Origin of the sequence: Curtobacterium sp. KBS0715, assembly GCF_005938005.2 — a bacterium.
GTDB classification, from domain to species: Bacteria; Actinomycetota; Actinomycetes; order Actinomycetales; family Microbacteriaceae; genus Curtobacterium; species Curtobacterium flaccumfaciens.
In genome coordinates this window covers 811,828-824,438 of the sequence record NZ_VCCA02000001.1, presented here as the reverse complement: position 1 = coordinate 824,438, position 12,611 = coordinate 811,828, and the positions used below count along the sequence as shown (strand labels likewise).

Genomic DNA, 12,611 nt, shown 5'->3' with positions numbered 1-12,611 from the left:
CATGACCAGCAGCGCAGCAACCGCACGCACCACCTCCGGTTCGACGTGGACCCAGCGGGGCGCGTTCGTCTTCGGTGTCGTCTTCCTGATCGTCGGCATCGCCGGGTTCATCCCCGGACTCACCATGGACATGGGCTCGATGTCCATGGCCGGCCACGGCTCCATGGCCCTGCTCCTGGGCCTGTTCCAGGTGTCCGTCCTGCACAACATCGTGCACCTGCTCTTCGGCATCGTCGGGCTGCTCGCCGCCCGCCGTGCAGCCTCCGCACGCCTGTACCTCGTCGCCGGCGGCATCGTCTACGCGGTGCTCTTCGTATACGGGCTCTTCACCGCGGGCATGGCCGGTGGCGCGAACTTCGTGCCGCTGAACAGCGCGGACAACGTGCTGCACGCCTTCCTGGCCGTCGCGATGATCGTGCTCGGCTTCGTCCTGCCGCGGATCGGGACGCGCACCGCGCGCTGAACCGCAACACACGACGGACGGGAGGCCCGTGGCGACACCGCCACGGGCCTCCCGTCCGTCGTCAGGGGCGTCCGTCGTCCGCGTCGACGACACCCGGGGTCGGGCTCGTGCCCGTGAAGGCGTCGCGCATCGTGCCGACACCGCGCTCGCCCTCGCGGTTGAACGACCACCTGAGCATCGGGTCGCCGATCGGCAGGTCGTGTGCGGGGTGCGAACCCATCGGGGTGCTGTGCCACGTGTGCCAGGTCTTGCCGTACGAGTTCACCAGGTGCCCCATCAGCTCGGTCTCCACCGCGATCGGCAGGCCCGGAGCGACGAGCTCACCGGAGAACACCTCGTGGTTGTGCGGGTGCCACGACGCCTGCTCGTCCTCGGGCAGGTGCGCCTCCATCTGCACGTCGGGCTCGCCCTTCACGCAGTGGAAGCCGACCACGTAGACGTCGAAACCCCGCAGCGGCGCCGAGGTCTGCAGCACGGCGGCGCCGCGGTCGAGCAGGGCGAGCTCGAAGCCGCCGGCCGATCCGGGCGGGGTGACACCGGTCTTCCGGTCGTGCACGGTGGGGTTCAGGGGCATGGGGGCGTCCTTCCGTCCGTTCGAGATGCGCGCCATGCAACCCGGCAGCCCCTCGGAACGCTGTGCGGTTGCGGCGTACTGTCCGCTGCATGCCCGCACTCATCGACACGTTCACCCTGTCCAACGGTCTGCACATCCCGAAGATCGGCTTCGGCACCTGGCAGATCCCGTCCGGCTCCGACGCGTACGACGCCACGAAGACCGCCCTCGACCTCGGCTACCGCCACATCGACACCGCCCTGGCCTACGGCAACGAGGCGAGCGTCGGCGAGGCCGTCCGCGACAGCGGCATCCCCCGCGACGAACTCTTCATCACCACGAAGCTGCCGGCCGAGATCAAGACGGCCTCCGGCGCACGGGATGCCTTCGAGGAGTCGAGCAACAACCTCGACCTCGGACACGTCGACCTGTACCTGATCCACGCGCCGTGGCCCTGGAGCGACATGGGCTCCGACCACCGCGACGGCAACGTCGAGGTGTGGAAGGTCTTCGAGGAGCTCTACGACGCCGGCCGCACCAAGAGCATCGGAGTCTCGAACTTCGCCGTCGCCGACCTCGAGGACCTGCTCGGCCGCACGGACGTCGTCCCGCACGCCAACCAGATCCGCTGGTTCATCGGCAACACCCAGGACGCGACGACCGCCTTCGACCGCGAGCACGACATCCTGACCGAGGGCTACTCCCCGCTCGCCACCGGCGGACTGCTCGAGAACGAGCAGATCGCCGAGATCGCGGCGAAGTACGACAAGACCGTCGCCCAGGTCGCGATCCGGTACCTGCTCGAGAAGGACGTCCTGCCGCTGCCGAAGTCCACGACCCCGTCGCGCATCGCCGAGAACGCCGACGTCGACTTCGTGCTGGCCGCCGAGGACGTGGCCGCGCTCGACGCGCTCGAGGACACCGCGAGCTGACGCCAGCCCCACCCCGGACTGGAGGCGCGGTGCCAGCTGACACCGCGCCTCCGGTCCGTCAGACGGCGGGCTCCACCCCGATCTTCCGCAGCCCGAGCGCAGCCTTCTTCCGCACCCACGGGCGGTCGTCGGTCAACTTCTCCTCCAGGGCCTCGCGCGCTCGGGGGTTCGGCCGCTTGCTCAGTGCGAACACCGCATGCCCGCTGATGTCGTGGTCGTCCATGAGTTGCAGGAGGACGTCGACCGCTTCGGGCCGCTTCGACTTCCCCAGCGCGAGGGCCACCATCTGGCGAGCACGGCCGTACTGTGGATCGAGCGCGAGCGCCGCCACATCGTCGAAGTACGTGTCCACGTACGCGGTCTCGATCGAGTTCCCCACCGCCCAGCGCGTACCCGCTTCGTCGGTGAAGTTCCGGAACGCATCGATCAGCGCGGGCATAGCTACACCCTTTGCCGATGGGTTCGTCAGCGTACGAACGACTGCCCGCTGCATCGTCGGCGTCCGCGCCTTCCGCAGCCACTCGAGCAGCGTCGGTACCGCGTCCTTGTACCGGATACCCGACTGAGCGAAGGCGGACAGGCTCCGGAAGTCGTACCCCAGCGCCCGGAGGTCGGCCAGGATCGCCGACTGCTCGGCAGTTTCTTCTGGTGTGAGCGGCATCAGGACCCCGGGAGCACTTGGTGGATTTTGACCAGCTTCTGTCTTTGCGCCTCCAGGAGCCGCGGAGACGGGGTGGTGTTCGTTCGGAGATACAGGTTGAAGGTCACGCCTTCCTGCTTCGCGATCTCGGCAAAGTCACGCAGCTGCGAAGTCCATCCCTGGTACGAAACGTTCTTCACCTCGCTGAGACTGCTGCCTTCCTCAAAGAAGTCGGGGATACGATAGGCGACTTTCCCGCTTGGCGCATCGAACCGTTTTGAGTTCTTGTCCATCTGGAGGTAATCGGCGGCCCATGCCTCCCCGGACCTGCCCTTCGCTGCGTTCGCGGCCAGCCTGGACGCAACCGCCTCCGCCGCCGCCTCTGCATCCGCGCGAGCCTGCGCAAGCTGGTAGGTCCTTGCAGTAGCACGCCCCCCTGCCCCGGCCATGCCCACAGCGGCCGCGCCCTTCTCCGCAGTCCCCTCGAGGGGAAGGGCGTTGAACAGGTCGAGGAGCTGACCGAGCTGCCAGGCGGCCCATTGCGTGCGCGCCTCGCCTGCCAGTGCCTGCTTCCTGGAGACCTCGAAGTTCGAGTACGGTCCGACCGGTTGGGGCTGCGCGATGCGAACACCGCTGACGTACGTGTAGGTCGTTGCCGGCCGGGGTGCAGACGGTCGGCGCGGGATGGTCACCCAGACACGGCCGTTCGCGCCGTGGTTGATACCGCTCGGAGCGTGGGGGTTGACGTGCTCCACCCCACCGCCACAGTTGCCGCCTCCGCCGATGGCCAGGTAGCACTCGCCGGTCGCGTCGGTGTTGTTGACGGGGTCGTTCGCACCGTACCCGTACGCGTTGTTCTGACGAGGGTTGTCCGTCCCGGAGACCGGGTCGACCGACAGGAATCGTCCGAGCGACGCATCGTAGGCACGCGCTCCGAGTTGCACGAGCCCGGAGAAGTCCGACACGGGTGCGTTGAGGAAGCCACGCTTCGATCCCCACGTCGGCGAGGGCTCGCGCAGGTTGCCGAACGGATCGAACCAGCGTCGGACAACCTTGCCGTCCGAGACCGAACTCTCCAGGTCGGCGTTCCCGTCGATGTCACTGTCGAGGGCCTTGACGACCTGACCCGTCGGTTCGACGGAACGCTCTGCGATCAGGACGCCGGCGAGGGCGTACGTGCGCGTGGCTCTCGGCTCTGCGTCCGAAGGCTCCTGCCTGAGCTCGGTGTCACCGAGGAAGAGCGCGGCGCCATCGACCGGGTCGATCTGGAGCAGGAGCGCTCCTTCGGCGTCGTAGATCTCCTGCTGTTGCCCCGAGCCGGACTGGATCGACGACACACTGCCGTCGGCGCCGTACGACAACGAGAGGTCGTCGTTCTGGATGGTGTTGCCGGCGGGATCGTAATCGTAGGTCGAGTTCTCGACAGCTGATCCGGCTGTGGCCTTGGCAACCTGCTCCACGGCGTGCGGGTGGGCGGACCCTGGCGATGCATAGGAGTAGCTGGAGACGACGTCACCGCTGGCCACGTGCTTCGTTTCCGAAGTCCGGTTCCCGGTTTTCGTGTCGTACTCGTACGAGTTCCAGAAGGGGCTCGCGCCACCGAGACCGCCGACGACGGGATCATTCGCACAGCTCGCTGTCGGGGTCCATGCTTCGGTCAGTTCCTGCAGGGAGTCGTACGCGTAGCACTGGATTTCGCTCCCCGCTGCGCCCGTCGTCGACGTCGACGTGATCGATCCGGCAGCGTTCCTCGTGTAGGTCCGCTTCGCCTGGACGACCGTGGACGAACCCGTCCCGGTTTGATCCAGGATCCCGGTGAGCGCGCCGGTGGCCGCATCGCGCGTGTACGCCGTCGTGTTGACCACGGTGCCGTCACGATCCACCTGTGCGACCCGGTTGAGCGCGTCGTACGTCAGTCCGGCGTAGCTCTTGATGCCCGCGAGACTGCTCGGCGCCCCCAGTGCGTTGTACGTGTAGGTGGAGCGCTCCGCAGCGATACCCCCGATCGCGGGAGCGGTCACCGAAGCGAGCGATCCGTCGGTGTTGTAGGCCTGCTTCGTCGTGTAGGTGGTTCCCCCGAAAGCCGGAGCATCAGCCGGGATGCTGACCGTGCGCGCGGTCGGCTGGTTGGAACCGTCGTAGCCTCCGATCGAGGTCGTGTAGGCGCTCCCAGGGTGACCAGGAGTGGAACCGACGTACCGCGTGCTCGAACTGAGTTGTCCGATCTTGACAGAGTCGTAGGTCCACGAGCTGTCGATGGCGCCGTTCGTGCCACCGACGTAGCGGGCGGTCTCACGATCGAGGTCGTCGTACTGCGTGGTCAACGTCACGCCGCGCGCGTCGGTGCTGCTCGTCTGGCGACCCGCGGCATCGAAGGCGTACGTGGACGAGCCAGCGTCTGGATCGTTCGCTGCGACACGACGGCCCAGCACGTCGTAGGACCACGACCACCGGTTTCCCGCCGGGTCCTGCATCGAACTCAGCGCACCGCGCCCGTCGTAGGTGTAGCGCGTGTCTTGGCGCTCGGTCGAACCGAACGCACCGAGGTACTCACGGTAGGTCGTCTTCTTGCCGAGCGAGTTCGTGAAGATCGATGTCGGCGTCCCCCCTGCCGGCGGGAGGACGTCCACTTCGTCCGCACCGGAGTACCGGGTCGTCGTACGGTACTTCTCGACCCCGTACGAAGACGTGATCTCCGCCGTGGAACGGCCGACGGCGTCGTACTGCGTCTCGACGCTGGACTGGATCTGCTGCTGACTCACGGGGAGGAACAGCTTGTTGGACGGAGCGCTTCCGCTCGACCAGTAGTCGTTGTTCACCAAGGTGGGTCGGCCTTGACTGTCGTACGCCGTGTCGGAGACGACGCTGCCCCCGGAACTCGACGGGCGCTGCGTCTGCACTTGCCGGCCGAGCCCGTCGTAGAGCGTGAAGGCGGTGGTCGTTCCGGTCGCGTTGAGCGAGGTGGTCGCCACGGCGAGAGGGGCAGTCTGGGACTCGGTGTAGGCGTAGGCGTAGTTGGGCGCTGAAGGAAAAGCAGCCTTCGCCCGTCCTGGCATCCAGACCTGGGTCCGCCGACCGAGCGGGTCGTAGCTCGCCGTCGTGACGCTGCCGTCGAAGTCGGTCACGCTCAGGACCGAGTTCCGCCCCGGCTCCAGCGTCTCCGTGTGCTTCCAGCCCTTGACGTTCGTCGTGGTCACAGCCGTCACCGGGCCGCCGGTCGTCGGTGTGTAGGTCGTCGCCGTCGTCCGCCCGATCTCGTCAGTGGAGGAGGTCACCCTGCCCATCGCGTCGAACTGTGCAGCAGTGGCCTTCGTCCACACCGGAACCGACCCGGAGTACGACGAGACGGTCTCCACCTTCGTCGGATCAGCGCGCGTCGGGACGGCGCCGAGCGCATCGTTGTCGTACGTCGTCCGAACATCCGACATGACGTCGCTCACATCGGGCGTCTCCGTGTCGCACGGGACATCGACGACCTTCTCCTCGAGCGGTACGCCGACCAGCCAGGTGGTCGTGTTCGCCGGAGCGTAGGTCGTGGTCGAGCAGGTCGACCCAGCGTCGGAACTCCGCGTCTCTTCCTGGATCTCCTCACCGTGGGAGTCGTAGTCCTTCGAGGTGACCACTGACCTCGTCGCCCCAGAGGAAGTCGGCTCCGTCACCCTCGAGGTGCCCTCGTCGACACGACGAGCTTGCAGCGTTCCGTCGTCCGCCAGGACCGACGAAGACCACGGAGTCTGCACCGTGGTGGAGATGACCGCTCCGCCGACCCCGGCCCGGACGACCGTTTCACGCGTCCGTCCGGCGAGCCACGGTGAATCGTCCACTCCGGGCGCTCCGGTCACCGCGACGGACTTGGTGCCACCCGCGTCGGAAGCCCTGTCGCCGTCGAGCCCCCGGTAGAAGACGTACGCGGTGACCTGTTGATCGGCCGGCGAGGACTTGGCGCCATCGCGCACTTCTACGGTGTCGTAGCCAGCGTAGTTCGACCAGGTCCGGTACTTCGACGGCACGAACGGCGTATTCGAGTAGCGCCATGCCGGCTTGCCGGTGTACGCGTAGCTCGTCTCGTGCGGCCGGTCGTTGCCCCCACCGGTGCGGGGATCATCCACGACACTCGTCACGACGTACTTGTGGAAGAAGTCGAGTTTCGGTTCCTGCGCCGGAACGACGTTGCCCGTCCACCACTGCGGGAAGCACCGCCGCACGTTGTTCGCCAAGTCGCCCTTGAGCGACGGGACTTCTGCCGGCGTGCAGTCCTGGCCCGAGTAGTTGACGGATGTCACAGCACCTGTCTCGGAGGTGATGGACGAGATTCGCTGCTTGTCCAACGGCGCGAGGCCATCGACCGCCCAGACCCGGTTCTGCATCGCCACGCCGCCGAACTTCACGGCGGGCTCGGTGAGCGAGCTGCTCCCTGAGTACCCGGTGTGCTGCACCTGCGTCATCCACAGCGCAGCGTTCGTCCCGTCTCCCGGCGACGGGAACGAATGCGACAGCGTCCACTTGTCGACGGTCGCGTAGGAAGATCCCGACCGCACCGCTGTCGTCACCGTGTCCAACATGCCATCGGTCCAGAAGCTCGGGACAGTGGTGGCGGTGCATGCCGACGTGCAGAACTGGTCCCACGGCACGTCCGGGTAGTAGGTCGGCTTCGCGGGCTTCGTCGCGGCAGCTGTTATGGCTTCACTCGTGCAGTTTGCGTGGGTTGAGTCGCTGCACCGTCCGTACGCGTTGTAGCCGAAGGTGACTCGTCCGCTCGCGGCGTTGGCCGTGTAGACAGTGGCGGCAGTGAGTCCGTAGTCGATGTGATCGAGCTGGCCGCCTCGGACGTAGCTGGTGGCACCCGAACCGTTCTTGCCGTAGCTGTTCGTCTCCGCGTCGTAGTAGAAGGCCTCGGCATTCCCATGGACATCGACGACGTAGTCCAGGTTCCATCGCCACGCCTGTGTGCAGGACGACGCAGCGAACGTCGACGCATGGCAAGGCTCCCCGGCGTCGTTCCCGAACACCGGCACCGTCCAGGTCGAGTTGGTCGTGGCCTTTCCGGACGCCCATCCAGGCAGCTGGTTCTTCCCGAAGTAGTACTGCGTTCCGTCGGTCGTCGTGACGCGCCAGCAGTCGGTGTCGTAGGTCCCGTTCGGCGAGCAACCGGATCCGGTGCCGACGAGGTGCTCGATGCGTGACCCGTCATCGGATTGCATCTTCCACGTTCCGGAAGTCTTGTCGCGAACCAGCGCCGCATTGTGGCCAGCGAGGGAGAGCGTCGCGTTGTCCGCTTTCCAGCACTGGTCACCGGAGGTCTTCACCGGACCGGACGCACCGTCGTCCTGGGAACATGGCACGTACCGGCGCTCGATGGAGCCGGCCGCCGCGAGGTCCCACCCGTCTCCGACGGCCGAGGGCTGGTTGTTCGTCGAGCCGGTCTCGCCGTCGACACTCTGCGAGTCGTACGCAAGCGCGATGTTGGGGCTCGGGCCTGCCGGCGGTGCAGGAGCCGTCATCGGGTACTGCCAGGTGAAGTCTCCGGTCTGCGCGGACACGTCCCACGACCCGGATTCCTTCATGGACGTTGCGGAGAAGCTCCCCGAGCCACTGCTCGACGCCGTCGCACTCGTTGCGGCGAGGGTCACCGTGCGAGCAGCGAGCATCGGTGTCAGGACCACGCTCTTCGCCGAGGTCAACGTTGCCACCGGCACCGCCGCTGCCGCAGAGTACGGCTTGTCGCCGTCCAGCTGCACCCAGCGTGTGCGGTGTGCGTAGTCCGCACCGAACTGCTGTGCGAGCAGCTTGGTCGGTACCTTCACCGCGACGGGAGCAGCGTTCTTCCGGGTCGTCGGGCGTGTGAGCTTGATCACGATGCCTTGGAGGTGTTGGTGTTTCGCTGCGGCACGAGAGGCCACCCGTGCGGTCACGTGTTCGAGGACACCGGTCGAGGTGTCGGCACGTGCGGCGGCGACTTCGAGTCCCGTGTCACCGAGCGCGCGCCATGCCCCGCTCACCCGTGCTGCGGTCCCCCCGGCGGAAGCAGAGGTGACGAGGCCAGTCCCCGGCAGCTCCCCACCGAGGGAGAGATCCCAGCTGTTCGCCGTCAGGTGCTTCGTCGGAGTCGTGACCGTCTTCGATGACGACGCCTGGACGTGCTGGTCGATCGCACGCGCATGGCGACCCGAAACGGAGGTCCCGAGATCAGCGACGATGCTCGAATCGCCGGAATTGACGTAGGTCAAGACGGAGGTGGTGACCGCCACGACTGCGATCAGGGCGATCGATGCTCGAGTCCTCAGGCGCTGACGGGTCTGCGGCCGTGAACGGTGCCGGCTCACGCGTCAGCGCCTTCGACCGCAAAGCGAACGGTTACAGCTGCTCGATGCACGAGTCCCCCAGTTTTCGGTTCAGGGCCGCGCGCGGAGCTTCCGTGGACGGCTTCCGGATCGTATCGATCGGGAACACATAGACAGGTGCCCCCCGAACGCGGGTGACCCGGGCTCGATCCGCGGAGATCCGGGCCTCGCGCCTCTGCAGCTGTGAGGACTATCACCCTCCCGGCCATGCCCGCCGGTCCGGGCGAACTCCGCCTCGTGGCTGTGTGGTGTGCCGTGTTCGGGGGTCTTCGCCGGGTTCGGGGTCTCGCTACGGTGTGCTCGCGCAGTTCGCGCTCGGGATGTTCACAGGGGGTTCAATGCCGCACGGCAGAACCGTGGTCGCGACAGTGGCCACATCAGCGTTGGTGCTCGGTCTGCTCGCGACGACGGGCGCACCCGCGTTCGCCGACGGGTCCGCCACCACCACACCGACCATCGCGGACAGCCAGTCCTCCGCGACCTCGGCGGACGCCTCCGAGATCGCGCAGGCCCACGACCACGGCGTGACCGTCTCGGACGAAACCACCCCGACGAGCCTGCTCACGGCGAACCCGGACGGCTCGTTCACCGTGACACAGGACACCATCCCGGTCCGCACCCAGCAGGCCGGGCAGTGGATCCCCGTCGAGACCGACCTCGTTCCCGTCGACCAGTCCTGGATCGCACCGAAGGCCACCGACACCCACGTCCGGTTCTCCCGCGGCGGCACCGACACCCTCGCACAGGTCCAGACCGACACCGGCGCCTGGGTCAGCGAGTCCTGGCCCGCCGGCGGCACCCTGCCCTCGCCGACCATCGACGGCGCCACAGCCACCTACGCAGACGTCCTGCCCGAGGTCGACCTGCGCCTCACCGCAACACCGTCAGGCATGGCGGAAGTGCTCGTCGTCAACACGCCAGAAGCTGCCACGAACCCGGACCTGCAACAGGTCGAGCTGCAGATGCACGGCGCCACCGTCTCGACCTCGTCGACAGCATCAACAGCGACTGCGGCCGATGGATCCACCCTGCAGTCGTCGAAGCCGACCTGGTGGGACTCCTCCGACGGCGGCGATGCCGACGGCCCCGGCGGCGCAGGCAGCGCCACCCCCCTCGAGCACACCACGACCACCACCGCAGTCACGCTCGACGTCACCGACGCAACCGACACCGCACCGACGTTCCCCGTGTTCGTCGACCCCGACTGGTCCTCCGGTCAGAACGCACTCTGGTTCGACGACATCGCCTACCCCACCCAGTCCTACCTCAACGGCCAGGCAGCGAACGGCTACCAGAGCGTCGGCTACGCCGTCGAGAACGGCAAGACGTTCATGTCACGCGCGTTCTGGCAGTTCAACCTCGGCCCCCTCGACGGCAAACACATCACCGAAGCACACTTCAACGCCATCGCGAACTACAGCTGCGGCGAAGCCACCGTCCAGGCCTGGCGCTACGGCAACGTCACACCCGGACAGAACTGGAACGACGACCAAGCCAACCAAGGCCAATGGCGCGACCACATCTCCGACGCCGAGATCCCCAGCGTCGCCGGCTGCGCCATGCCCGGCAAAGCCGTCGGCTGGGACGTCACCCGCGGCGCCGCCGCCACCGCCGGCAACACCCTCCAGATCGGCCTCCGCTCCCCCACCGAAGGCAGCCTCAGCCGCAAACACTTCGCCTACAACGCCACACTCACCATCGAGTACAACACCGTCCCGAACGCCCCGACGCACTTCCGGATCACCTCACCGACCCGCACGTGCGGGGACTCGACTGATTCCGCCGCATGGATCAACAACGATGCGCAGAGCCTGACCCTCTCGGTGCAGAGCTCGGATCCCGACGGGGAGAACCTCGCGACGAAGTTCTACGTGTACAAGGCGTCGGACCTGGCAACGCACGTCGGTGACGGAGTCGTCTCGGTCCGAGCGGCACAGGGAACGCAGACGGCAGTCCTGCCGAAGGGCTACCTGCCCGACGGGGACTTCGCTGTCCGCGCGCGTTCGAACGACGACAGCGAGTGGGGCGACTGGTCGTCGTGGTGCTACATCCACTCCGACTCGACTCCTCCGAAGGCTCCTTCGGTGACGGGTGTGGACAAGCCGCACACCGTCGGGGTCGCGACCTCCGTCACCGCCACCACACCGACGGACGCGTCGATCGCCGGGTTCGCGTGGTGGGTGAGCGCTTCTCGCTCGGACATCCAGCCGGTCACGGCCGCAGCGAACACTGCCATCGGGTTCCCGGACTGCGGCCTGCACGACGGGATCGTGACGTACGTGTGTGCCACGTCCTCGCGGACCGCGACCATCCGGTTCGCACCGACCGACAACAGCAGCGTTCTCTGGGTGAAGAGCATCGACAAGGCCGGCAACGTCTCCGTCACCGCGGCATCCCCGGACACCTCGAACCAGGGTTGGCCCATCGTGGCGGACTCCGATCCCACCGTCGACAGCGAGAGCGCTGCACACACCTGGACGGGGAGCTCAGGGCACGTGGGAGGCGACGGCACTTCCGGATCACGAAGAGTCCTCCTCGACGAAGCATCGACCCCGACCAGCCCCCGGTCGTTGACCCTCGACCCGAGCGCGGTCACGAGCGGCCCCATCGATGACACCGGGTACGCCGGTCCGTTCGACGCCACGCGTGTCCACCAAGACGACCTCGTCCGGATCAACCGCTACTACGGCGACTACGGTCACATCGCCGTCACAGCGCGCACGCGAGCCGGCAAGGACTTCCAGTCCACGCTGGGCGAACTCCTGAGCCCCGCCGCACCCGCGCCTTCGCACAGTCGGCTGCTCTGGTCGTGTCCGACGTCGGTCGGCGACATGACGACCGGACGTGCCTGCAGCGACTCTGGTGTGCAGCTCGGCTACTCGTGGACGGTGGCGGCCGATGTGCCCACGGGGACGAAGCCCGTACACGCGTACCGGTGCGTGCACGGCGACGTCGACTACTTCACCTCCATCGACCCGGACTGCGAAGGCTTCACCAAGGACAGCGACCTCGGCTTCTTCGCCGCGGCAGGGACCAGCACGACCTCGGGTCCCATCGTGGACACGACGAAGAGCTACACGGTCTCCGCATGGCTCCGGCCCTCGAAGACCTCCGTCGACGAGACCAACACGGCGATGTCCCTCGACGGACAGACCAATTCGCCGTTCTACCTGCAGTACGTCGACGGCAAGTACCGCTTCTGCGTCAAGGAACAGACCGACACCCCGTCCGTCGACTGCACCAGTCCCGCTCAGACGTCCGCGTCCCCGGGCACGTGGGCCTTCGTCACGGGTGTCTGGGACCCCGCGAACAACCAGGTCCGGATCATGGTCAATGCGTCGTCGTCCGGGGTGGGCGTGACCGGTCACTCGCTCGGAGCAGGCGAGAGGTCGAGCAGCGGCGGCCTGCTCCTCGGCAGCGGTGTCAGCGACGGAGCGCCCGTTGATTCGTGGAGTGGTGACATCGCGATGCCGTCCATCACCCAGGGCGTCGCAACCCGGACGCAGCTGCGTTACTTGATGACCTCCGGGAGCTACCGCTACTGACGGTTGATCCGCGCCGCGTGCTGAGTGGATGTTCACAGGACGACGGCGCGGGTCTCTCCGACGGTGCATCGCCGAGTTCTCGGGGCTGAGCGGGGCGGGGATCCCCTCGTGGCTGTGTGGTGTGCCGTGTTCGGGGG

Annotated in this window: 7 protein-coding genes; 4 read left to right on the top strand and 3 right to left on the bottom strand. The window is 67.2% G+C overall.

Features of this window, described 5'->3' with window-relative positions; all coding sequences use genetic code 11:
- The first annotated feature begins 1 nt into the window (after window position 1).
- Window positions 2–463: a DUF4383 domain-containing protein gene (locus FFG40_RS04050; RefSeq protein ID WP_027467234.1), complete on the top strand. Its 462-nt coding sequence runs from the start codon at window positions 2–4 to the stop codon at window positions 461–463.
- 61 nt (window positions 464–524) lie between these two features.
- Here the strand turns inward: FFG40_RS04050 and FFG40_RS04045 are convergent, their stop codons facing one another.
- Window positions 525–1,037: a DUF1264 domain-containing protein gene (locus FFG40_RS04045; RefSeq protein WP_138802328.1), complete on the bottom strand. Its 513-nt coding sequence runs from the start codon at window positions 1,035–1,037 to the stop codon at window positions 525–527.
- Between the two features lie 89 nt (window positions 1,038–1,126).
- Between FFG40_RS04045 and FFG40_RS04040 the strand changes: the two genes are divergently transcribed.
- Complete coding sequence (locus FFG40_RS04040; protein ID WP_138802327.1) at window positions 1,127–1,948, top strand: aldo/keto reductase; 822 nt, start codon at window positions 1,127–1,129, stop codon at window positions 1,946–1,948.
- A gap of 58 nt (window positions 1,949–2,006) precedes the next feature.
- On the opposite strand, the gene FFG40_RS04035 is transcribed toward FFG40_RS04040, so the two are convergent.
- Both FFG40_RS04035 and FFG40_RS17000 read right to left on the bottom strand, forming a co-directional pair.
- Complete coding sequence (locus tag FFG40_RS04035) at window positions 2,007–2,609, bottom strand: HEAT repeat domain-containing protein (protein ID WP_138802326.1); 603 nt, start codon at window positions 2,607–2,609, stop codon at window positions 2,007–2,009.
- Window positions 2,609–5,872, bottom strand: a complete 3,264-nt coding sequence (locus FFG40_RS17000) for a putative toxin (RefSeq protein WP_185974078.1) — start codon at window positions 5,870–5,872, stop codon at window positions 2,609–2,611. The genes FFG40_RS04035 and FFG40_RS17000 overlap by 1 nt, the downstream gene beginning before the upstream one ends.
- A 2,071-nt stretch (window positions 5,873–7,943) precedes the next feature.
- On the opposite strand from FFG40_RS17000, the gene FFG40_RS16995 reads away from it, so the two are divergent.
- Both FFG40_RS16995 and FFG40_RS04025 read left to right on the top strand, forming a co-directional pair.
- Entirely contained in the window at window positions 7,944–8,348 is a 405-nt protein-coding gene (locus FFG40_RS16995) for a hypothetical protein (protein ID WP_185974077.1), read from the top strand.
- Window positions 8,349–9,297: 949 nt separating this feature from the next.
- On the top strand, window positions 9,298–12,474 hold the full coding sequence (locus tag FFG40_RS04025) for a LamG domain-containing protein (RefSeq protein WP_143882743.1): 3,177 nt from the start codon (window positions 9,298–9,300) through the stop codon (window positions 12,472–12,474).
- Window positions 12,475–12,611 lie beyond the last annotated feature (137 nt).